Annotated in this window: 18 protein-coding genes and 1 rRNA gene; all 19 read left to right on the top strand. The window is 66.3% G+C overall.

Going from position 1 to position 22,356, the window contains the following annotated elements; all coding sequences use genetic code 11:
* Positions 1–23: 23 nt before the first annotated feature.
* The 19 genes from rrf (at position 24) to AC1DCF_RS19110 (ending at position 22,067) form a co-directional block, all read left to right on the top strand.
* A 5S ribosomal RNA gene (gene rrf, locus AC1DCF_RS19020) occupies positions 24–140 on the top strand.
* 112 nt (positions 141–252) lie between these two features.
* Positions 253–2,709 (top strand): tetratricopeptide repeat protein, encoded by a 2,457-nt coding sequence (locus AC1DCF_RS19025; protein ID WP_477212344.1) that lies wholly within the window; start codon positions 253–255, stop codon positions 2,707–2,709.
* Between the two features lie 9 nt (positions 2,710–2,718).
* On the top strand, positions 2,719–3,753 hold the full coding sequence (locus AC1DCF_RS19030) for an HAD-IIA family hydrolase (RefSeq protein ID WP_477212361.1): 1,035 nt from the start codon (positions 2,719–2,721) through the stop codon (positions 3,751–3,753).
* Between the two features lie 10 nt (positions 3,754–3,763).
* Positions 3,764–3,949, top strand: coding sequence for a hypothetical protein (locus AC1DCF_RS19035; protein WP_477212345.1), 186 nt, complete (start codon positions 3,764–3,766; stop codon positions 3,947–3,949).
* Positions 3,946–4,800, top strand: coding sequence for a TlyA family RNA methyltransferase (locus AC1DCF_RS19040; protein ID WP_477212346.1), 855 nt, complete (start codon positions 3,946–3,948; stop codon positions 4,798–4,800). Before AC1DCF_RS19035 ends, AC1DCF_RS19040 begins: the two co-directional genes overlap by 4 nt.
* A gap of 4 nt (positions 4,801–4,804) precedes the next feature.
* Positions 4,805–5,725 (top strand): NAD kinase, encoded by a 921-nt coding sequence (locus tag AC1DCF_RS19045; RefSeq protein WP_477212347.1) that lies wholly within the window; start codon positions 4,805–4,807, stop codon positions 5,723–5,725.
* Positions 5,726–5,848: 123 nt separating this feature from the next.
* Positions 5,849–7,543 carry a DNA repair protein RecN gene (gene recN, locus AC1DCF_RS19050; protein ID WP_477212348.1) on the top strand — a complete coding sequence of 565 codons (1,695 nt, stop codon included), beginning with the start codon at positions 5,849–5,851 and terminating at the stop codon, positions 7,541–7,543.
* A 103-nt stretch (positions 7,544–7,646) separates the two neighbouring features.
* The gene (locus tag AC1DCF_RS19055; RefSeq protein ID WP_477212349.1) at positions 7,647–9,338 is read left to right on the top strand and encodes a CTP synthase; all 1,692 of its coding nucleotides are present in this window, start codon (positions 7,647–7,649) and stop codon (positions 9,336–9,338) included.
* Positions 9,331–9,969, top strand: a complete 639-nt coding sequence (locus tag AC1DCF_RS19060; RefSeq protein ID WP_477212350.1) for an NUDIX domain-containing protein — start codon at positions 9,331–9,333, stop codon at positions 9,967–9,969. The genes AC1DCF_RS19055 and AC1DCF_RS19060 overlap by 8 nt, the downstream gene beginning before the upstream one ends.
* Positions 9,966–10,871, top strand: coding sequence for a site-specific tyrosine recombinase XerD (xerD, locus tag AC1DCF_RS19065; RefSeq protein WP_477212351.1), 906 nt, complete (start codon positions 9,966–9,968; stop codon positions 10,869–10,871). Before AC1DCF_RS19060 ends, xerD begins: the two co-directional genes overlap by 4 nt.
* Positions 10,872–11,290: 419 nt before the next feature.
* Complete coding sequence (locus AC1DCF_RS19070) at positions 11,291–12,379, top strand: LacI family DNA-binding transcriptional regulator (RefSeq protein WP_477212352.1); 1,089 nt, start codon at positions 11,291–11,293, stop codon at positions 12,377–12,379.
* 174 nt (positions 12,380–12,553) lie between these two features.
* Complete coding sequence (locus tag AC1DCF_RS19075) at positions 12,554–14,251, top strand: ABC transporter substrate-binding protein (protein WP_477212353.1); 1,698 nt, start codon at positions 12,554–12,556, stop codon at positions 14,249–14,251.
* Positions 14,252–14,253: 2 nt separating this feature from the next.
* On the top strand, positions 14,254–15,234 hold the full coding sequence (locus tag AC1DCF_RS19080) for an ABC transporter permease (RefSeq protein WP_477212354.1): 981 nt from the start codon (positions 14,254–14,256) through the stop codon (positions 15,232–15,234).
* A complete protein-coding gene (locus AC1DCF_RS19085; RefSeq protein WP_477212355.1) occupies positions 15,231–16,145 on the top strand; it encodes an ABC transporter permease in 915 nt (304 codons plus the stop codon). Before AC1DCF_RS19080 ends, AC1DCF_RS19085 begins: the two co-directional genes overlap by 4 nt.
* Positions 16,142–17,986 carry an ABC transporter ATP-binding protein gene (locus tag AC1DCF_RS19090; RefSeq protein WP_477212356.1) on the top strand — a complete coding sequence of 615 codons (1,845 nt, stop codon included), beginning with the start codon at positions 16,142–16,144 and terminating at the stop codon, positions 17,984–17,986. The genes AC1DCF_RS19085 and AC1DCF_RS19090 overlap by 4 nt, the downstream gene beginning before the upstream one ends.
* Complete coding sequence (locus AC1DCF_RS19095; protein ID WP_477212357.1) at positions 17,986–18,858, top strand: alpha/beta fold hydrolase; 873 nt, start codon at positions 17,986–17,988, stop codon at positions 18,856–18,858. Before AC1DCF_RS19090 ends, AC1DCF_RS19095 begins: the two co-directional genes overlap by 1 nt.
* 109 nt (positions 18,859–18,967) lie before the next feature.
* On the top strand, positions 18,968–20,143 hold the full coding sequence (locus AC1DCF_RS19100; RefSeq protein WP_477212358.1) for a glycoside hydrolase family 1 protein: 1,176 nt from the start codon (positions 18,968–18,970) through the stop codon (positions 20,141–20,143).
* 53 nt (positions 20,144–20,196) lie between these two features.
* A complete protein-coding gene (locus AC1DCF_RS19105; protein ID WP_477212359.1) occupies positions 20,197–20,949 on the top strand; it encodes a sugar phosphate isomerase/epimerase family protein in 753 nt (250 codons plus the stop codon).
* Positions 20,946–22,067 (top strand): Gfo/Idh/MocA family protein, encoded by a 1,122-nt coding sequence (locus AC1DCF_RS19110; protein ID WP_477212360.1) that lies wholly within the window; start codon positions 20,946–20,948, stop codon positions 22,065–22,067. The genes AC1DCF_RS19105 and AC1DCF_RS19110 overlap by 4 nt, the downstream gene beginning before the upstream one ends.
* Positions 22,068–22,356: the final 289 nt, after the last annotated feature.

Below are 22,356 nucleotides of genomic sequence, written 5' to 3' on the forward strand. Positions count from 1 at the left end.
ACCGGGAGTTCATCACCAGATGTTTCGGCGGCCATAGCGAGAGGGAAACGCCCGGTCACATTCCGAACCCGGAAGCTAAGACTCTCAGCGCCGATGGTACTGCAGGGGGGACCCTGTGGGAGAGTAGGACACCGCCGGACTTAACTTAGAAAAACGTGAAATGGCCACCCTACGGGGTGGCCATTTTGCGTTAAGCCGTACGCTTGTAAGAGCACGAGGTACGGCACCACAAATTACACAGGAGATACAACAGTGAGCCCTTCAGGATCCAATGGCAACGACCCCCGCGGCGGTGGCCGGGAGGACCGATGGTCCGGCGCAGGCCGAAACGACCGCTCACAGGGTGATTCCGGACGCTCCTCGGGAGCTCCTCACCGTGGTAACTCCGATCGTCCGTCCGGTTCCGGTGAGCGTGCTCCCTACCGCGGCAATTCTGATCGTCCGTCCGGCTCGGGTGAGCGCGCCCCGTACCGTGGCAACTCCGATCGTCCGTCCGGCTCGGGTGAGCGTGCTCCGTACCGGGGCAATTCAGATCGCACGAGCGCGCCGCGCGACGGTGAGCGCAAGCCGTGGGAGAAGTCCGGCGAGCGTCCGGCTTACCGTGGCAACTCAGACCGTCCGTCCGGTTCGGGCGAACGTGCCCCGTACCGAGGCAACTCTGACCGCACGAGCGCTCCGCGCGACGGCGAGCGTAAGCCGTGGGCCAAGGACGGCGAGCGTGCTCCCTACCGTGGAAACTCCGATCGTCCCTCGGGTTCTGGTGAGCGTGCTCCCTACCGTGGGAACTCCGACCGCACCAGCGCACCGCGCGATGGCGAGCGTAAGCCGTGGGAAAAGTCGGGCGAACGTCCCGCCTACCGCGGAAACACCGACCGTCCGTCGTCTGGTTCCGGTGAGCGCAAGCCGTGGGAGAAGTCCGGCGAACGCTCCGAGCGTCCCCCGTACCGCGGAAACTCTGACCGTCCGTCGTCTGGTTCCGGTGAGCGCAAGCCGTGGGAGAAGTCCGGCGAACGCTCCGAGCGTCCCCCGTACCGCGGAAACTCTGACCGTCCGTCGTCTGGTTCCGGTGAGCGCAAGCCGTGGGCCAAGGACAGCGAACGTCCGGCCTACCGCGGAAACTCCGATCGTCCCGATCGCCCGGCCCGCCCGTCCCGCGACGGCGAGCGTTCTGAGCGTCCGGCCTACCGCGGCGGTGCAGATCGTCCCGGACACCACGGCGACAAGAAGCCGTGGGACAAGGATGGTTCACGCTCCGAACGCCCGCGCCGCGACTCAGATTCACGTGACGGCGACAAGAAGCTGTGGACTCGCGACGGTGCCCCGGCCCGTAACGACCGTGAAGCCCGCGACGCGCAGTACATCGCTGAAGAGGAGACAGTCGAGCAGCGGATGCAGCGCGAGCTGCGCCCGGTTCGCTCACGTCACGACGACCCCTTCCTGCCCGATGACGTCTCCGACAAGGACCTCGACCGCATCGCGCGCAACGAACTGAAGACGCTCACCAAGGACAATGCCGAATGGGTGGCCAAGCACTTGGCCATGGCCGTTCGACTCATCGAGGAGGACCCGGAGCAGGCTCACCTGCACGTCGTTTCCGCGGCCCGCCGTGCCGGCCGCATTGCGGTCGTTCGTGAGACGTTGGCCATCACGGCGTATGCCGTCGGTGACTACGCTCTGGCACTTCGCGAACTACGCACCTACCGCCGGATCTCCGGCTCGAACGAACAGATCGCCCTGATGGTCGACAGCGAACGTGGCGTGGGGCGCCCCGACCGTGCTCTCGAGCTCGGCCGTTCGGTTGACCGCAGCACGCTGCCAGCCGGCGTTCAGGTGAGCCTCGCGATCGCGATGTCCGGGGCCCGTCTCGACCTCGGCGAGACCGAAGCCGCTTTGCGCGAGCTTGAGATTCCGCAGCTCGACCCGAAGACCGCCTTCTCCTACAGCGCAGAACTGTTCTCGGCTTACGCCGAGGTGCTGGCCGACCTCGGCCGCGACGCTGAAGCTGAGAAGTGGATGACTCTGGCCGCTCGCGCCGATGCCGCATTCGGTGACGCTGCTGCGCTCGATGAAACCATCGAGATCATTGAAATCGATGAGGACGAAGAAGGCATTTCGCTCGACGACGAATTCGTTGAGTTGGATGAGGAATCGACGGACGAATCTGCTGAAGAAGTTGTGGAGGTCTCGACAGGCTCGACCACCGAAGCGGTTGAAACCGTAGAGGTCGTTGAGGTTTCGGCCCCCGAAGCAGTCGAGGTCGAGAAGGCTCCGAAGGTCGAGAAGGCTCCGAAGGTCGAGAAGGCTCCGAAGGTCGAGAAGGCTCCGAAGGTCGAGAAGGCTCCGAAGGTCGAGAAGGCTCCGAAGCTCGAGAAGGCTGAGAAGGTTGAGAAGGCCGACAAGGCTGAGAAGGCTCCGAAGGCTGAAAAGGCTGAGAAGTCCGTCAAGGTCGAGAAGGCTGAGAAGGCTCCGAAGGCTGTAAAGGTCGAGAAGTCAGTCAAGGTCGAGAAGGCTGCGAAGGCCGTTGAGACCCCCGAGGTCTCGACAGGCTCGACCACCTCGACCACCGCGTCGACCGACGATGACGCCAAGGCCGCCAAAGCCGAAGCAGCCCGCCTCGCGAAGAACGAGAAGGCTCGCATCGTTCGTGCCGAGAAGGCTGCGGCGAAGGCCGCTGCCGAGGCAGCCGACAACGCCTCGACGAAGAAGTAGAGAAGGGTGCTGAAGCTGGGGCGCAAGACGAAGGCGACAACGCCTCTCGACGGCGTCGACGTTCTGCTCGCTGACCTCGATGGTGTCGTCTACGCCGGCCCGGCCGCCATACCGTTCGCGGTTGAAGCGCTGAACCAGGCTGCCGAAACGATGCGCGTCGGCTACATCACCAACAACGCATCCCGCACCGATCAGTCCGTCGCCGACCACCTGACCGAACTCGGTCTGGCGGTCGCGGCGGCGGATGTCGTCACGTCGCCCCAGGCCGCGGTGCGTCTGCTCGCCGAGCAGGCGCCGGCCGGTTCCCAGATCTTGGTGGTCGGGGGCGAAGGGCTGGTTGTCGAGGTCGAGAAGGCCGGGTTCGTCGTGACGCGGTCGGCCGACGACAAGCCGGCCGCGGTCATCCAGGGATTTGCACCCGATGTGGGCTGGGCGCAGCTGGCCGAGGCGGCGTTCGCGCTGAACAACTCGGCGGCTGACGGCGGCGAGGGCATTCCGTGGATCGCCACGAACACCGACTGGACGATTCCGGTCGCCCGTGGCATCGCCCCCGGCAACGGCACGCTCGTCTCAGCCGTTCACACGGCCGTCGGGCGCCTGCCGCTCGTCGCCGGCAAGCCGGAGGTCGCCATTTTCACCGAGGCGATCAACCGGTTCGACGCGAAGAACGCATTGTTCATCGGCGACCGGCTCGACACCGACATCCTCGGCGCCAACCGTGCCGGCATCCCCTCGGTACTGGTGCTCACCGGCATCGACAAGGCCAAGCAGGCCTTGGCGGCCGATGCGAACTCGCGTCCACAGTTTCTGCTCAGCGACCTCCGCCAGCTGCACGAGCCCTACCCGGTTCCCGTGTTCAGCAAGGACGGATCGACGGCCACCGTCGACGGCGCGACCGTGCGCATCCGTGGCAACGACGTCGAGATCACCGCTGACGGCGACAACGGGATCAACCTGTTGCGCGCTGCATGCGCCGTGATCTGGGCGTCTGGCCGACCGATCTACGGGCTGAACGTTCCGGAGCGACTGTATCTCGACCGGTAATCTAGACAGCATGGATTCCACCGAGATTGCCGCCGACGGCTCGTTCGACGCCTCGTTTGAAGCGGGGCTCGCCTCGCGTCTGAGTGCGATCGACGACCAGCCGCTGGAGCAGCGTGCCGCGGAGTACACCGAGCTTCATGACCAGCTGCGCAGCCGCCTCGAGGGCGGCGACGTGCCGGCAGCGGCACGCCGATGAACGAGGTAATTCCAGCGGATGACGCGACCCCGGTGACCGAGCCGACGCCCGTCACCGAGGTTCGCCTGGACACCGCGCTCGTCGAGCGCGGCCTGGTGCGTTCGCGCACCGTGGCCGCCAAGCTCATCGCCGACGGTCTGGTCACGGTTGATGGCAAACCGGTGGTCAAAGCATCCGCCAAGGTGCGTGAGAGTCAGCTGCTCGAGGTTGCTGGCACCGACCACTATGTGAGCCGCGGCGCCCACAAACTCATTGCGGCTCTCGACGCCTTCGAGATCCCGGTTGCCGGGCGCACGGTGCTCGACGCCGGCGCGTCGACCGGAGGATTCAGTCAGGTTCTGCTCGAACGCGGTGCCGCCCAGGTGATCGCCGCTGATGTCGGTCATGGTCAGCTTTCGCCCGAGCTCGCGTCCGACGAACGTCTTGCCGTGGTCGAAGGCTTCAACCTGCGCTACGCGACAGCCGAAACGATCGCGGCGGCATCCGGGGTCGCGACGCGCCCCGACCTCGTCGTCGGCGACCTCTCCTTCATTTCGTTGACGACGGTGCTGCCCGCCCTCGTTGCAACCGCGACCCCCGGCGCCGACTTCGTGCTTCTGATCAAGCCGCAGTTCGAGGTTGGAAAAGAGAGCATTCGGGAGGGTGTCGTGACCAACCCGGCGCTTCGAGCGGATGCCATCACCGGCGTGCTCTGGGCGGCGTTTGACCTGGGCCTCCGCACCAACGGCCTGATCGCCTCGCCGATTGCCGGTGCGGCAGGAAATCGCGAGTATCTGTGCTGGATCAGCACCGCATCCGACAGTAATCCGACAGAATGGATCGACCGGATCACCCGACTCGTGGGAGCGTGACGACATGACTGCAACGCCACGCCACATCCTTGTCGTCGCGCACACCGGACGCACCGATTCGCTCGACGCAGCGGTCACCGTCTGTCAGAAGCTGATCGCCGCCGGCGCTGTGCCGGTGCTCGACACGACCGAACGCGCCGACCTGCTGGCGTCGTCACCCGAGCTTTCGCGGCACCTCGGCATTCTGGGCGACGGCGTTGACGCCGACGAACTTGAGCTGGTCATCGTGCTCGGCGGTGACGGAACTATTCTGCGCGCCGCGGAACTCGTGCGCGGATGCTCCGCCCCGCTTCTTGGCATCAACCTCGGCCATGTCGGATTCCTGGCCGAAAGCGAGCGCGATGACCTCGACGTGGCCGTGCACCGTGCGCTCACCCGCGACTACACCGTCGAGGAACGCATGGCGCTCTCAGTGCGCGTCAAAGTCGGCAGCGACGTCGTCTACGAGACCTGGGCGCTGAACGAAGCGACCGTCGAGAAGGCCAGCCGCGAACGGATGCTCGAGGTCGTCATCGAGGTCGATGGCCGCCCCCTCTCGTCGTTTGGCTGCGATGGCGTCGTTATGTCGACGCCAACCGGGTCGACCGCGTACTCGTTCTCGGCCGGCGGCCCGATCGTCTGGCCGAGCCTCGACGCGCTGCTGCTCGTTCCGCTGTCGGCTCACGCGCTGTTTGCCCGGCCGTTGGTCGTCGGGGCTGATTCGTCGCTCGCCGTCGAGATTCTCGCGCGCAGCGACGGCACCGCGGTGCTCTGGGCCGACGGTCGACGCGCCTATGATTTGCCGCCCGGCGCTCGGGTCGTCGCCCGGAAGTCGAGTGTTCCGGTGCGCCTGGCGCGCCTGCACTCCGGACCATTCACCGATCGTCTCGTGAACAAATTCAACCTGCCCGTCACGGGCTGGAGGGGGCCTGTTGGCCGTGAGTAGTGGGCTGACCTTGAACGGCTGGACGAGCACGACGGGGGAGCTGCCCATCCGACCGAGTGTGAGTAGTGGGCTCTCCATTCGCAATCGGGCAAGCCGAGCGTTGGCAATGAACGGTGGACGAGCATGATCGAAGAACTGTCGATTCGCGACCTCGGCGTCATTGCCGAAGCCACCCTGCCGCTCGGCCCCGGTTTCACCGCGGTCACGGGTGAAACCGGCGCCGGAAAGACCATGGTTGTCACGGCGCTCGGCCTGCTGCTCGGCGAACGCGCCGACGCCGGCACCGTGCGCCAGGGCCAGGCGCAAAGCTGGGTCGAGGGCCGCTGGCTCGTCGACCCCGCCGGCGCCGTCGCCGACCGGGTGCGCGATGCCGGGGGAGACCTCGACGGCCCGGAGCTCATCCTCGGCCGTTCCGTCTCGGTCGAAGGCCGCAGCCGTGCGATCGTCGGGGGGCGCAGCGCTCCGGCGAGCGTGCTCGGCGACCTCGGCGGAGACCTCGTCGTCGTGCACGGGCAGTCGGACCAGGTGCGCCTGCGCTCCTCCGTCGCCCAGCGTGAAGCCCTCGACCGATTCGCCGGCCCCGACCTCGCCACCGCGCTGACGAGCTATCAGGCGGCCTTCCACCGCTGGCAAGCGAATCGGGTTGAGCTCGAGCAGCTCACCCGCGAACGCGACGACCGCGCCCGCGAAGCCGACGACCTGCGCGCCGCGATCGCCGAGATCGAGGCCGTCGCACCGCAGCGCGGTGAAGACACCGAACTGGCCGAGCGCGCCGAACGCCTCGGCAACCTCGAAGAGCTGCGGCTGGCCGCCGCGCAGTCGCGCGAACTGCTGTCGGCCGAAGAGTCGGTCGACGATGTTCCGGATGCGACGGCGCTGCTCGACGCGGCACGTCGCCAACTCGAGCGCGCGGCCGGCCACGACCCCGCCCTGCCTCCGATCGTCGAGGCGATCGCGAACGCCGGTTTTCTCGTCGCCGACATCGCCGCCCAGCTGTCCAGCTACCTGGCCGGCCTCGACGCCGACGGAGCACGCGAGCTTGAGATCGTGCAGGAGCGGCGCGCGGAACTCTCGGCCATTGCCCGCAAGTACCTCGGCGGACTCGACGAGGCCATCGATTTTCTCGACACGGGCAGCGCCCGACTGGTCGAGCTCGACGGCGACTCCGACCGCATCGACGAGCTCGAGAGCGAGACGGAAGCCGACCTGCGCCAGGTCGACGAGCGAGCCGCCACCCTCACCGCATTGCGCGTGCGGGCCGCAGCGGCCCTTGGCGGCGCCGTCACCGCGGAACTCAGCGCGCTGGCCATGCCCGACGCGTCACTGATCGTGGAGATCGACAGCCGTGACGAGGCCACCCTGACCGGTCGCGACAGTGTGAAGATTCTGCTTCAACCGCACGCGGGGGCTGAGCCGCGCTCGCTCGCGCGCGGCGCATCCGGTGGTGAACTCTCCCGGGTGATGCTCGCGATCGAAGTGGTCATCAACGCGACAGACCCGGTGCCGACCTTCGTCTTCGACGAGGTGGATGCCGGGGTCGGCGGGGCAGCGGCGATCGAGATCGGTCGACGCCTCGCCCGCCTCGCCGAAACCGCTCAGGTGATTGTGGTCACCCACCTGGCGCAGGTTGCCGCGTTCGCCGGAAATCACCTCACCGTGGTCAAAGACAGCGACGGGGCGGTGACGGCGTCGAGCGTGAAGCAGCTGCAGGGCGAGGAGCGTGCCGCCGAAATGGCGCGTCTGCTCTCGGGCCTGCCCGATTCGGCGAGTGGTCTTGAGCACGCCCGCGAACTGATCGCTCTCGCGCACGCGCGCTGACGCGAACGCCGACTCCGGCACCGACGAATTTTGTCCCGGAGTCGGCATCAATCTGGTCACACTGGGGAGACGTTCAGGGTCACGCCTGATAGGCTCGAGGCCCGTGGTGAACATTAAAAACGCGGACAACTCAGACGGCACTACCAAGCACATTTTTGTGACCGGTGGTGTCGTTTCTTCATTGGGAAAAGGCCTGACGGCAGCGAGCCTCGGCAATCTTCTCACCGCGCGGGGACTACGCGTCGTGATGCAGAAACTTGACCCCTACCTCAACGTCGACCCGGGAACGATGAACCCGTTCCAGCACGGCGAAGTCTTCGTCACTGACGATGGCGCCGAAACCGACCTCGACATCGGCCACTACGAGCGATTCCTCGACATCAATCTGAGCCAGGCGGCGAACGTCACCACCGGTCAGATCTACTCGCAGGTGATTGCCAAGGAGCGCCGCGGCGAGTACCTCGGCGACACCGTGCAGGTCATCCCGCACATCACCGACGAGATCAAGCGCCGCATGCGCCTGCAGGCCAGCGACGAGCTGCGCCCCGACGTGATCATCACCGAGATCGGTGGCACCGTCGGCGACATCGAATCGCAGCCGTTCATCGAAGCCGCCCGTCAGGTGCGCCACGAACTCGGCCGCAAGAACGTGTTCTTCGTGCACGTGTCCCTCGTGCCGTACATGAACGCATCCGGTGAGCAGAAGACCAAGCCGACGCAGCACTCCGTCGCAGCCCTCCGCTCCATCGGCATCCAGCCCGATGCCCTGGTGCTGCGCAGCGACCGCCCCGTCTCCGAGCCGAACAAGCGCAAGATCGCGCTGATGTGCGACGTCGACGAAGATGCAGTGGTCAACGCCATCGACGTGCCGAGCATCTACGACATCCCGACCATGCTGCACAACCAGGGTCTCGACGCCTACATCATCGACGCGCTCGACCTGGTGGCCGACGACGTGGACTGGACCAGCTGGCAGCCGGTGCTCGACGCCGTGCACGAGCCCAAGTTCGAGGTGAACATCGGACTCGTCGGCAAGTACATCGACCTGCCGGATGCCTACCTCTCGGTCACCGAGGCGCTGCGAGCCGGCGGCTTCGCACACCAGAGCAAGGTCAAGATCCACTGGATCCCCTCCGACGAGTGCGAGACCGAAGAGGGCGCCGCACACATGCTGGCCGACCTCGACGGCATCTGTGTTCCCGGCGGATTCGGCGTGCGTGGCATCGAAGGCAAGCTCGGGGCGCTGCGCTTCGCCCGTGAAAACGGCATCCCGACCCTCGGCCTGTGCCTGGGCCTGCAGTGCATGGTCATCGAATACGCGCGCAACAAGGCCGGCCTGCCCGGCGCTTCGTCGAGCGAGTTCGACGAAGACACCGAGTTCCCCGTGATCGCGACGATGGAGGAGCAGATCGAGATCATTGCCGGCGGCGACCTGGGCGGCACCATGCGCCTCGGCCTGTACCCGGCCACCCTCGCACCCGGTTCACTGGTTGCCGAGATGTACGGCGCCAACGAGGCGTCGGAGCGTCACCGTCACCGCTACGAGGTCAACAACCGCTACCGCGACCAGATCGCCGAAGCCGGCCTCTGGTTCTCGGGCACGTCACCTGACCGCCACCTGGTGGAGTACGTCGAGCTCACCCGCGACCAGCACCCGTTCTACGTGGGCACGCAGGCGCACCCCGAGCTGCGCTCGCGCCCGAACAACGCCAACCCGTTGTTCCGTGGCTTGATCGGTGCAGCTCTTGACCGCCAGCAGGCCAGCCGACTCTTCGAAGTGAAGGTTGATGCCTAACCAGCCTCTTGAAGACGATCTCGCTCCGGCCCCCGTGGTCGTGAGCGGGGTCGTCTTTGCCGGCAAGATCTGGGATGTGCGCCGCGACGAGTTCGAGTACAACGGCTCGCCGATCGTGCGTGAGTACCTCGACCACCCTGGCGCCGTCGCCATCCTGGCGCTCGACACGCACGACCGGGTTCTGCTGATCAAGCAGTACCGGCATCCGGTGCGGGCGCGCGAATGGGAGCTTCCGGCCGGGCTGCTCGATGAGTTCGGTGAGAGCCCGCTCGACGGAGCCAAGCGCGAGCTGGCCGAAGAGACGGATGTCGCGGCCGACGACTGGGCTGTGCTCAGTGAGTTCTACACGTCGCCGGGCGGCAGCGATGAGGTCATCCGCATCTACCTGGCGCGGGGTCTGACCGAGCTGCCCGACCCGTTCGAGCGCGTTCATGAAGAAGCCGACATGGAGATTCGTTGGGTGTCGCTCGACGACTGTGTCGACGCGGTGCTCGAGCGACGCATCCAGAACCCGTCGCTGGTGATCGGCGTGCTCGCTGCTCAGGCTGCGCGCAGTCGTGGCTGGGCGAGCCTGGGGCCGGCCGACGCGCCGTGGCCACGGCATCCATCGAACTGGAAAACCGGCGCGTGAACATCGAGGCGGCCGTGGATTCGTACCTGCGGCATGTCTCGATCGAGCGGGGGCTGGCCGCGAACACCGTGGCCGCGTACCGGCGCGATCTCGTCATCTACTCCGACTGGCTCAGCGTTGCCGGACTCGACGATCTGCGCACCGTCACCTCGGCTCATATCTCGGAGTTCGTAAGGTTTCTCGGCGGTCGCGAGGAGTCGCCGCTGACGGCGTCGTCGATCGCGCGCATCCTGTCGAGCGTGCGCGGATTCCACCGTTTTCTGCTCGAAGAGTCGCTGGTCGAGACGGATGTCGCGCACGACACGAAGCCGCCGAAGCTCGGGTCTCGCCTGCCGAAGGCCATCTCGATCGAGCAGGTGAACGCTCTGCTGGCCGCCACCGACGGTGACGAGGTGCAGCAGTTGCGCGACAAGGCGCTGCTGGAACTGCTCTATGCGACCGGCGCCCGGGTGTCGGAGGTCGTCACGCTCAACGTCGACGATGTGCTCGAAGAAGACGTCGTGCGGCTGACCGGCAAGGGTGACAAGCAGCGGATTGTGCCGCTCGGCAGCTTCGCCCGGGTCGCCATCGATGCCTACCTCGTGCGGGCGCGGCCGAAGCTGTCGGTGCGGGGGAGCGCGACGCCGGCCCTGTTTCTGGGGATGCGCGGCGCGCGAGTCAGCAGGCAGAACGCGTGGCTGATCATCCGTGCGGCGGCCGAGCGCGCTGAACTGACCGTTGAGGTGTCTCCGCACACGCTGCGGCACTCGTTCGCGACGCATCTGCTGGCCGGGGGAGCGGACGTACGCGTCGTGCAGGAGCTGCTCGGGCACTCGTCGGTGGCGACGACGCAGATCTACACGCTGGTGACGGCCGACACGCTGCGGGACATGTACACGACGGCGCATCCGCGGGCCCGTTAGCCCGGCGCATCCGATCCCGTTCGCTGGCGCTCGCCGCGACCGTTCCGGCGATCGGGCTTGTCGAGATCGGGCCCATCCCGGTGATCGAGCCTGTCGAGATCGGGCGAGCCGATCTCCGACACCTGGTTGCGGTTCAGAGATCGGCCGGCGGAGGTCTCGACAGGCTCGACCACCGATTCGGCGGCGAGCCAAAATTAGGAGCGGAGGTGTGTCGCGGCCCTGAAACCGGGCCATTTCGCCGGTTTGGGCTGGCCGACACACCTCCACTCCTGATTTCGGTACCGGCCGGGTGGTGGCGAGCGAGAAATGACCACCGAAACGGGCCTTCCGTTAGCTGAGTCGGGAGCGGCGCGGCCGTAGAGTTGAACCCCTGAGGGGCTGCAGCTGTGCATCCCGGCGAAGAGTGAGAGGTCGCAGACGTGGTGAAAGCTCCGACGGTCTACGACGTCGCACAGCATGCCGGCGTGTCGATCGCGACGGTCTCCCGTGTGTTCCAACATCCCGGTGATGTGCGGGCCGCTACGCGGGAGAGAGTGCTGGCCTCCGTGCGCGAGCTCGGCTACGTGCCGAGCGCCAGCGCCCGGGGACTCGCCGCCCAGCGCACCGGGGTGATCGGCCTCTTCTTTCCCGGGTTTGACGCCGCAGAGAACCTGGGCGATCTCGAGCGGGGATCGGCGGAGTCAGTTCACGTGGTGCGGGACATCCCCGACAGCGGGGATCCGAGACCACTCGACCTCTACTTTGATGAGGTCCTGCGCGGGGCCGAACTGGAGGCCTGGCGACGCGGGCTGGTGCTGATGGTGGGCGTCGGGCGCGGATCAGACCCTGACATGATCGCCAGGGACATGGCCGGACGGGTTGACGGCCTTGTCGTGCTCGCACGCAGCGTCTCCGACGATGTGCTGGGGCACATCTCGAAACGCATCCCGGTTGTCTTGCTGGCGGGACCCCGACACGGCGACGAGTTCGATCATGTCTCGGTGGCCAACGCCGAAGGGATGCGCGCCCTCACCGCGCATGTGATCGCCGACCGGGGTGTGCGCGATCCTGTCTACGTCGCCGGGCCGGAGGAATCCCCCGACGATGCCGAGCGCTATGCGGGCTACCTGCACGCGCTGGAGGACTCGGGCATTGATCCGGACAGTGTTCCGCTGCTGCGCGCGAACTTTCAGCGGGACGATGCCCGTGCACTCGGCGAACGACTGGTCAGCGACGGATCACTGCCGGGAGCCTTGATCTGCGGCAACGACCAGATGGCGCTGGGCATCCTGGACGCCTTCCGGGCCGGGGGAGTCAGCGTTCCTCGCGACGTGCTCGTCACGGGCTTCGACGGCATTGATGCCGGTCGGCTCAGCGAGCCCCGGCTCACCACGGTGCGGCAGCCGATGAAGGACCTGGGTCGGGTGGCGGTCCACCTCATGGCCGACCGCCTCGAGCACCCTGACCGCCTGCCCGAATCGGTGCGGCTGCCGGTCACGGTGTTGCTGCGGGAGAGCACCGAGGCCTGACCCGACCCCGTCTAAGTCGGCCGGGAGTTTGCGCTGTGCTCTTGTAATGCAAAATGTAAGCGCATACAGTGGGAAATGAGTTCGCTGCTTCCGAGACCCTGTGTCCCGGATCAGCGGCACACGGTGTGCATCGCAAAGCAGCGAGGCAGGGTTCGCCGGAGAGCAATGTTAGGAATGAACGTGTCGGAGACGCACACCCCATCCTCATCCCGCGGTGCCATCGGCGCAGGGCGCAAACGACGAATGCTTGTGCTCGTCGCCGCGTCGCTCGCCGTGGTTCTCAGCGGCTGCAGCATCCAGATCCAAAGCGAACCCGACCCGTCGATTCCCCAGGACACGATGCTCTTGGCGGCCGACAAGGGAAACCCGCTGCTGGAGCGGATCTTCAATCCGTACCTGATCAACAAGCGCACGGCGTCGAGCTACATCTATGAGCCGCTCACCGTCACCAACGTGTTGGACGGCACACAGACTCCGTGGCTCGCCGAAAGCTTCACACTGCCCGACGCCCGCACCATCGACTACACGATTCGGGAGGGTGTGACTTGGTCGGATGGCGAGAAGTTCACCCCTGACGACGTCGTCTTCACCTTCAACTTGCTCAAGGAGTTCCCGACCTTGGACATGAAGGGCATCTGGCAGCACATCGACCGGTTGGAGATCGACGGACAGCACGTCATCGTGCATCTCAACGACGCCGACTCGACGGCATCCGCCATCATCTCGCAAACCATGATCCTGCCGGAGCACCTCTGGGCAGACATCAAGGCGCCGGATATGTTCCGTGACGAGAACCCGGTGGGGACCGGGCCGTACACGCTCGGAAACTTCACCTCCCAGCAGTACACGATGGACAAGAACCAGGACTACTGGCAGGCGAACACCGTGGAGATCGAGCATCTCGTGCTGCCGTCGGCGACGGGTGAGCTGGATCTGGTCACCAAGGGCTTCGACTGGGCGTACTCCTATATGAGCAACGTCGAGGGCACCTGGCTGGCGGCCAATGACCACAACAAGTACTGGTTTCCGCCGGGAGGCGTGATCAGCCTGGTGCCGAACCTCGACAAGGCGCCGTTCGACAACGTCGACCTGCGCCGCGGCATCGCGTTGGCCCTCGACCGGGACAAGATCGCCGCCGCCGCCACCGAGGAATACATGCCGGCGGCCGGGCAGACCGGGCTCATGCTGCCCAACCAGCAGGACCAGCTCGATCCGAGCATCCCCGATGACGGGTTCATCAGCCAGGACATCGCCGCGGCGACGGATGCCTTCGCCGCGGCCGGGTACACCCGGTCGGGTGACGCAATGGTCGACAGTGCAGGCCAACAACTGTCGTTCTCGATCACCACCGCCAACGGCTATGCGGATTGGCTGCGCGCCGTGCAGGAGGTGCGCAAGCAACTCGGTGCCATCGGCATCGACGTGAAAATCAAGGCGCCCCAGCCGGCCGGCTATCAACTGGCCGTTGCCAACGGCGACTTCGAACTGGCGATGGGCGGCATGGGCGGCGGCAACCTCTTCCAGGGCTACAACAGCCTGCTCTCGAGCGAGTTCTACAAAGAGAACGGCACGCAAACCACTAGCAACTACCAGCGCTACTCGAGCCCCGAGGTCGATGCGATTCTCGCCGAGTACAAGAAGACCACCGACCCCGACGAGCAGTTGCGGCTCAACCGCCAGTTGCAGCGGATCGTTTACGACGAGCTGCCCGTGATCGGCCTCTACTACGGCGGACTCTGGGGGCTCTACAACACCGCCAAATTCACCGGCTGGCCCTCCGCCGACGACCCGTATGCGCCGCCGCAGACCTACGACTCCAGCACCCTGCTGATTCTCACCCGCCTGAAACTGGCCGAGAACGGAGAGAACTGACCGTGACCTATCTCCGTCGAAAACTCGGATTTTTTGCGCTGACCCTATGGGCGGCCATCACCCTGAACTTCTTGCTTCCCCGTCTGATGCCGGGGTCGCCCGCCGACGCGGCCATCGCAAAACTCTCGCAGAACGGCCCGGTTTCGGCCGCGACGCGTACGGCGATCGAAGCCCAACTGGGAACTCCGCAGGGCAACCTGTTCGAGCAGTACTTCGCCTATCTGCAGCAGGTACTGACGCTGAACTTCGGCGTCTCGTACACCTTCTACCCGCAATCCGTTTCCGAGCTCATCTCCGAGGCGTTTCCGTACACCCTCGTGTTGGTGGGAACCGTCACGATTGTCGCTTTTGTGGTCGGCACCCTGATCGGCGTGCTCGCGGCCTGGAAACGCAACACCTGGATGGATTCACTCCCCACGCTGGTCGGCAGTTTTGCCAGCACCTTCCCGTATTTCTGGACGGCGCTTTTGCTGCTGTTCTTCTTCGGATACGTGATGCGCGTCTTCCCGACGTCCGGCGCGTACGGTCCGACGGCCTCCCCGGAACTCACCGGGGCATTCGTCGGGGATGTTTTCTATCACGCGCTGCTTCCCGCCCTGACCATCCTGATCACGTCGCTCGGCGGCTGGATCCTGGGCATGCGTAACGCCATGATCAACACCCTCGGTGATGACTACGTGACGTTCGCCGAAGCGAACGGGCTGAAGGAGAGCACCGTCGCCGTGCGCTACGCCGCACGCAACGCCGTACTGCCGAACCTGACGGGCTTCGGCCTGGCACTCGGCGGGGTCGTGGGCGGTTCGGTGCTCGTCGAGCAGGTGTTCGGCTATCCCGGCATCGGCTATCTGCTGTTCAACGCCGTCATCGGCCAGGACTACCCACTGATGCAGGCACTCTTCCTGATGATCACCGTGAGCGTGCTCATCGCCAACTTCCTCGTCGACATTCTGTACGGCGTGCTGGACCCGAGGACTCGCCGATGACCACCACACAGCCTGACGTCATGCCCACAGTCGGCACGATTGCCCGCCCGCGCCGGTTCGCCTTTCTGGGCCGTGTCGCCGTCACCCTCTGGTCGAACTGGAAGTCACGGCTTGGGCTGATCATGCTCGCGGGTTTCGTTCTGGTCGCCATTTTCGCGCCACTGCTCGCGCCCTACGGTGCATCGCAGGACGGGTTCCCCCGCAACGCCGACTCCAGTCCCGAACACTGGTTCGGCACCACGGCGGCGGGTGAGGATGTGCTCAGCCAACTCATCTATGGATCCCAGATCAGTGTGGCGGTCGGGTTCATCGCCGGCACGCTGTCCACCCTGGTGGCCATCGCCATCGGTTTGAGTTGGGGCTACATCCGCGGCTTCGGCGCCGACGTCATCGACTTCATCGTCAACCTGTTTCTCGTGGTGCCCGGACTACCGCTGATGATCGTGATTGCCGCCTACCTGCAAAACGGCGGCCTCTCGATGATCATCGCCGTCATCGTCATCACCGGATGGGCCTGGGGTGCACGAGTGCTGCGCAGCCAAACCCAGACACTGCGCACCCGCGACTTCGTGACGGCAGCCCGGTTCTCCGGCGACAGCTCGTGGCGAATCGTCTTCCACGAGATTCTGCCGAACATGACGTCGCTGATCACCGGCGGCTTCTTCGGGGCCGCGACCGCCGCCATCCTCGGTGAGGCCGGCCTCGAGTTCTTGGGACTCGGCGACTCCAGCATCGTCAGCTGGGGAACCATCCTCTACTGGGCGCAGAACTCCAACGCTCTGCTCACCGGCCAGTGGATTCTGCTCTTCGCCCCCGGCCTGTGCATCGCGCTGCTGGCGATGAGCATGACCTTGATCAATTTCGGCGTCGATTCGATCAGCAATCCGCGTCTCCGTGAAGGGAAGTCATGATGACCATCGCCCCGACTCTCGAGCCGGTGAACCCGGCAGAAAACTCCGTTCGCGGTGCCGAGGAGCGGCAGCCGCTCCTCGACGTGCAGAACCTCTCCGTGGTCTACCAGTCCACCGGTTCCGAGCCGGTTCACGCCGTGCAGGATGTCACCTTCTCCGTGCGCCGCGGCGAGTTCATCGGCCTCGTGGGGGAGTCCGGTTCCGGTAAATCGACGCTCGGTTTTGCCCTGACCCGGCTTCTGAAATCCCCGGCCTCGCAGAGTGGCGGAACCATTCTGTTCGGTGGGCGGGACATCCAGGAGCTGGATGCGGAGAGCCTGCGTCGCCAGCGTCAGGGCGGGTTCGCGATGGTGCTGCAGTCCGGGATGAACGCGTTGAACCCGGTGCGCAGCATCCGTCACCACTTCACCGACATTTTCAAAGCGCACGGCCATATGAAGCGTGAGCGGTGGGATGCCCGCCAGATCGAGCTGATGGACAAGGTCGGTCTTAGTGCCGACGTGCTCCGCAGCTATCCGAGCGAGCTGTCCGGTGGAATGCGGCAGCGCGTGTCCATCGCGTTGGCGCTCTCCTTGGAGCCGCAGCTGATGGTGTTCGACGAGCCGACGACGGCGCTTGACGTTCTGGTGCAGCACGCGATCATGGAGACCATCTCGTCGCTGCAGGAGTCGGAGGGCTTCACCGCCATCCTGATCAGCCACGACCTCGGCGTGGTACTGGAAGCCACCACCCGCGTGCTGGTCATGCACGAGGGACGCATCGTCGAAGACGCGCCGAGCCGGGACGTGCTGGAACGACCGCAAGACGACTACACCCGGATGCTGCTCAGCCACTATGCCGACCCGCGCGCCGATGTCGTGGAGGTGCCGGGATTTCGCCGGCGGAGTGGCGGCGACGTGCCGTTCGCCGCCGAATCAGTCGCAGACGACGCGCCCGACGACGCAACCAACGGTGTGGCGCACGCTCCGTCAGCTGGCCCGACGACGAGTTCGTTCGCGGCTCGCTCGGCCGCCGGCGGTCGGGCCCGTGCGGGGAGGGCCACCGAATCCGCTGTCATCGTGGACGGTGTTTTCAAGACCTATCCGGCCGCGCGGCGGGGCGAAGCCCCGGTTCAGGTGCTCAGCGACGTCTCGTTCGTGCTGGAACCCGGCCAGTCTCTGGCCTTGGTCGGCGCCTCGGGGAGCGGTAAGTCGACGCTCGCGAAGCTGATCACCGGCATCGAGAAACCGACGTCAGGGTCCGTGCATTTCGGCGACCTGGATGTGTCCAACCTGCGCACCAGAGGGCTACGCGCACTACACACCGACGTTCAGATGGTCTTTCAGGATCCGTATGCGGCGCTCAATCCTCTGCACACCGTGGAGTACGCCCTATCGCGGCCGGTACACAACTTCACCGGGCTGCGCAACGACGCCGCCCGGGCCCGGGTGCGGGAGTTGCTTGAGATCGTCGGGCTCAGCCCGGTCGAGTGGTTTGCCGCGAAACTTCCCCACCAGCTGTCCGGTGGGCAACGCCAGCGCGTGGTGATCGCCCGGGCGCTGGCGAGCAACCCGCAGGTGCTCATCGCCGACGAACCAGTTTCGATGCTTGACGTGTCGCTGCGTGCCGGCGTGCTGTCGCTGTTGCAGGACCTGCGCGAGCAGTGGGGGCTGAGCCTGCTCTACATCACCCACGATTTGCTCAGCGCGCGGCTGGTCACCGACCAGATCCTGGTGCTCAACCAGGGCCGGGTGGTCGAACGGGGTGAGACCGCTGACGTGCTCCGAAACCCCCGCGACGAGTACACCGTTCGGCTGCTCGACGCGGTGCCCAACCCGGCACGGAACGCGCGGGGGGCCTGATGCACACGATCGCACCGCACCCCCGGTTCGGCGCCATGCCGCTCCCGCCCGGCGTCGAAACGGTGGGCATCACGGTGCAACCGGGCCTGCTTACGGCGCTGCACGCTCCGGCCCAGGGTGCTGCGCGCGGCACGGTGCTCGTCGTGCCGGGCTTCACCGGTTCCAAAGAGGATTTCACGGAGTTTCTTCCGCTGCTGGCCGAGCGCGGTTGGGACGCGTGGGCGTACAGCCAGCGCGGCCAAGCCGATTCGGCCGCGCCCGCCGGCCCGCAGAGCTATGAGCTCGGCGCGCTCGCGGCGGATGCCGTGGAGCTCGCCGACCTGCTGCGCCGCCGGTCTGAGGGGGGTGCGCCGGTGCACCTCGTCGGCCACAGCCTCGGGGGAATAGTGGCTGCCGCCGCTGCCATCGCCTCACCGTCATCGTTCACTGACCTGACCCTGCTCTGCTCCGGGCCGCACGGCTGGGCCGGACGTCACCAAGACACCGCCGACACCGTCTGGCTGTCGGGCAGCCTCGGACTCTGGATCCGCGACAACCTGCACGCGGTGGGCCGACCCGACAGCGAGATCACCGAGGAGGAGGCGTTCCTCCGCCTTCGCGCCCGGCGCACCTCGTCGGAGAACGTTCTGGCCGGCGCGCTGCTGTTGCAACACCACGAAGACCGGGTCGCGGAGCTCGCGGCCACACAGCTGGCGGTGCTCGTCGCCCACGGCGAGTTCGACGACGAATGGCCGATTGCCGACCAGCGCGACATGGCCGAGCGGCTCGGAGCGCGGTATCGCGTGATTCCGGGCGGATTCCACTCGCCCCAGCGGGAGGCACCCGCGGCCACCGCGGTCGCGCTCGATGCCTTCTGGGCCGGCATGCCCTGAGACCGGGCGCACGTCGGCCGCACACGCGCACACGTCAGCCGCACCCGTCCCGACCCTGCGGGGTCACGGTGCCGCGGCATCCGAACTTCATCACAAGGAGAGACACGTCATGCTCACATTTCCCGAGAACTTTCTCTGGGGCGCGGCCACCGCCGCCCATCAGATCGAAGGGAACAACATCAACAACGACTGGTGGGTGAAGGAACACGCTCCGGGCACGCAGATCGTCGAACCGAGTGGCGACGCGATGGACAGCTACCACCGCTACCGCGAAGACATGAAGCTGCTCTCCGAGGCCGGCCTGAACTGCTACCGGTTCTCAATCGAGTGGAGCCGGATCGAGCCGGAGCAGGGCTTCGTGTCGCGGGCCGGAATCGATCACTACCGCCGGATGGTGGACACCGCGCTTGAATTCGGGCTCAACCCCGTCGTGACGCTGATGCACTTCACCGTGCCGCGGTGGATGTTCGACGGCGGGTTCTGGCGCAACCCCGCCGCACCGGATCTCTTCGCCCGCTTCACCGAACTGGCCCTGCCGATCGTCTCCGAGGGCGTCGACTACGTCTGCACCATCAACGAGCCCAACATCGCCGCCATGCTGGCCGGCGGTGAGGATGCGGCGAACCTGGTTGCCTTCGGCCTGCCCAACCCCGACCTGCAGGTGGCCGACGCACTGCTGGCCTCCCATCAGCGCTCCCGTGAGGTGCTCAGCTCAGTGCCCGGACTGAAGACCGGCTGGACGGTCGCCACCCAGGCCTTCCACTCCACCGGTGAACCGGGGGCCGACGAGAAGATGGTCGAATACGGCTATCCGCGCGACGACTGGTACTTGGAGATGTCCGCCGGGGATGACTTCGTCGGCGTTCAGGCGTACACCCGAACCTTCATCGGTCCGGACGGGCCGATCCCGGTGGCCGACGACGTCGAGACCACACTGACCGGCTGGGAGTTCTTTCCGCCCGCCTTGGAACTCGGGGTGCGCAGCGCCTGGGAGCTGAGCGGCAACGTTCCCGTGATGGTGACGGAGAACGGCATCGCCACAGCCGACGACACCCGCCGGATCGCGTACACCGACGGAGCGCTGCGCGGGTTGCACGCCGCAATCGACGACGGCATCGAGGTGCTCGGCTACCAGCACTGGAGCGCGCTGGACAACTACGAATGGGCCAGCGGGTTCCGGCCGACCTTCGGCCTCATCGGTGTCGACCGCGAAACGTTCGTGCGCACCCCCAAGCCCTCCCTGGCCTGGCTCGGCGAGGTGGCCGGCCGCAACGGCCTCGCCTGACTTTCTCGTCTCACATCCGTTCATCTCGCACTTTTTCTAACTCAGGAGAACCCATGACCTATTCACTGCAGCTCTACACGCTTCGCACCCCTCTCGAGCAGGACCTCCCCGGCACCATCGCCCGGGTGGCCGAGATCGGCTTCACCCAGGTTGAGCCGTATGACTTCGTCGCGACCGCCACCGAGCTGGGCGCGGCGCTCGCCGCGAACGGGCTGACCGCTCCGTCGGGCCACGCACCGCTGCTCAATCAAGACCAGGACGAGATCTTCGCGGCCGCAAATGCCCTCGGAATCAGCACCGTCATCGAGCCCCTGATCGATGCCGCACTCTGGCAGACCGCCGTCGACATCCAGCACACCGCGGCCCAGCTCAACGCCGCGGCCAAGAAGGGGTCCGGCTACGGCATCCGTGTCGGCTACCACAACCACCAGTGGGAGCTGGAGTCGATGATCGAGGGGCGCACCGCCCTGGAGTACTTCGCCGACCTGCTCGACCCCGAGGTCGTGCTCGAAGTCGACACCTACTGGGTGGCCGTCGGCGGCCACAACCCGGTGGAGGTGCTCGCCCGCCTCGGCGACCGCGTCAAGTTCATTCACATCAAGGATGGCCCGGTGAGCACGGATGCCCAGGCCCAGCTTCCGGCCGGCCAGGGTCGCATGCCCGTGCTCGACGTGATCGCCGCCGCGACGTCGCTCGAGGTGGGCGTCGTCGAGTTCGACGACTACGCGGGCGACATCTTCGACGGCATCGCCCAGAGCCTCGCCTTCTTGCGCAACTCATCCGTCGCCGCCCAGGCGCACGCGTGACCGGCCCCAGCGTGCGCACCGGCCCCGTCGGCGTCGCTGTCATCGGCGCCGGCAACATCAGCACCCAATACCTCGACAACCTCACCGGCTTCCCCGACGTGCGGGTGCTCGTGGTGGCGGATCTCGACGAGGAAGTGGCGGCGGCCCGAGCCGAGAAGTATGGCATCGAGATTTCCGGCGGTGTCGCCACGGCGCTGAATCACCCGGATGTCGAGATCGTCGTCAACCTCACCATTCCCGCCGCGCATGTCGAGGTGGCGACCGCTGCGGTGACTGCCGGCAAGCACGTGTGGAGCGAGAAGCCGTTCTCACTCGACCGTGAGAGCGGGCTGGGACTGCTGAAGGCAGCGGATGCCGCGGGCGTTCGGCTCGGCTGCGCCCCTGACACCTTCCTCGGGGCCGGACTCCAAACCGCACGCCGACTGGTCGATGCGGGTGCGATCGGCACCCCCCTCACCGCTCAGACCGTGTTTCAGACCCCCGGACCGGAGTCGTGGCATCCGAACCCGGCCTTTCTGTTTCAGGAAGGTGCCGGCCCGGTCTTCGATATGGCCCCGTACTACCTGACGGCTCTGGTCCAGGCGTTCGGGCCCTTCGAGCAGGTGGTGGCCGTCGGCGGCGCCGCGCGTGCCACCCGCGTCGTCGGTTCCGGCCCGAAGGCGGGCGAGGAGTTCGCCGTAGAGGTACCGACCCACGTCAGTGCGATCGCCCAGTTCGAATCGGGCGCGACCTCGCAAAGCGTGTACAGCTTCGAGTCGCCCCGCACGCAGACCGGGTTCATCGAGATCACCGGAACCGAGGCCACGCTCTCGCTGCCGGATCCGAACAACTTCGATGGCGACATTCGGATCTGGCGTGACGGTGACGAAGAATGGAGGGTCATTCCGGCGACTGGCCCGAGCCACGGACGGGGCATGGGCGTTGTGGACATGGCCAGGGCCATCCGCTCGGGTGACGAGCACCGGGCGACGGGGGAGCAGGCGTACCACGTGCTCGACGCCATGGTGTCGATGATTGAGTCGGTGGAGACCGGCGCGTTCGTCACCGTCTCCAGCACGGTAGCGCGCTCCGCCGCCCTGCCGGAGGACTGGGATCCGGCGGCCGCGACGCTCAAGTAGCGGCGGAGCGCCGGGGTCTCGACGGGCCCGGCGATCGGGCCTGTCGAGATCGCGACCATCCCGGTGATCGAGCTTGTCGAGATCGGGACCATCCCGGTGATCGAGCTTGTCGAGATCGGGACCATCCCGGTGATCGAGCTTGTCGACGCTTCTATGGGTCGTGTCAAGGGGCGTTCGCGTTGAGTTTCCTGAAGAGTGAGCGTGCGATGTAGCGCTTGAGGCAGCGCAGGATCTTCTCGGGGGTCTTGCCTTCTTGGGTGCGTTTGGCGACGTAGGAGATGGTTTCGGG

This window comes from Leifsonia sp. 10L418 (assembly GCF_056395445.1).

What these genes read in the sequence shown, in the direction of transcription:
- AC1DCF_RS19075 (WP_477212353.1), top strand. Translation starts at nt 12,554, where the DNA reads ATGAACGTGTCGGAGACGCACACCCCATCCTCATCCCGCGGTGCCATC.
- AC1DCF_RS19095 (WP_477212357.1), top strand. Translation starts at nt 17,986, where the DNA reads ATGCACACGATCGCACCGCACCCCCGGTTCGGCGCCATGCCGCTCCCG.
- AC1DCF_RS19040 (WP_477212346.1), top strand. Translation starts at nt 3,946, where the DNA reads ATGAACGAGGTAATTCCAGCGGATGACGCGACCCCGGTGACCGAGCCG.
- AC1DCF_RS19035 (WP_477212345.1), top strand. Translation starts at nt 3,764, where the DNA reads ATGGATTCCACCGAGATTGCCGCCGACGGCTCGTTCGACGCCTCGTTT.
- recN (WP_477212348.1), top strand. Translation starts at nt 5,849, where the DNA reads ATGATCGAAGAACTGTCGATTCGCGACCTCGGCGTCATTGCCGAAGCC.
- AC1DCF_RS19100 (WP_477212358.1), top strand. Translation starts at nt 18,968, where the DNA reads ATGCTCACATTTCCCGAGAACTTTCTCTGGGGCGCGGCCACCGCCGCC.
- AC1DCF_RS19105 (WP_477212359.1), top strand. Translation starts at nt 20,197, where the DNA reads ATGACCTATTCACTGCAGCTCTACACGCTTCGCACCCCTCTCGAGCAG.
- AC1DCF_RS19085 (WP_477212355.1), top strand. Translation starts at nt 15,231, where the DNA reads ATGACCACCACACAGCCTGACGTCATGCCCACAGTCGGCACGATTGCC.
- AC1DCF_RS19045 (WP_477212347.1), top strand. Translation starts at nt 4,805, where the DNA reads ATGACTGCAACGCCACGCCACATCCTTGTCGTCGCGCACACCGGACGC.
- AC1DCF_RS19060 (WP_477212350.1), top strand. Translation starts at nt 9,331, where the DNA reads ATGCCTAACCAGCCTCTTGAAGACGATCTCGCTCCGGCCCCCGTGGTC.
- AC1DCF_RS19090 (WP_477212356.1), top strand. Translation starts at nt 16,142, where the DNA reads ATGATGACCATCGCCCCGACTCTCGAGCCGGTGAACCCGGCAGAAAAC.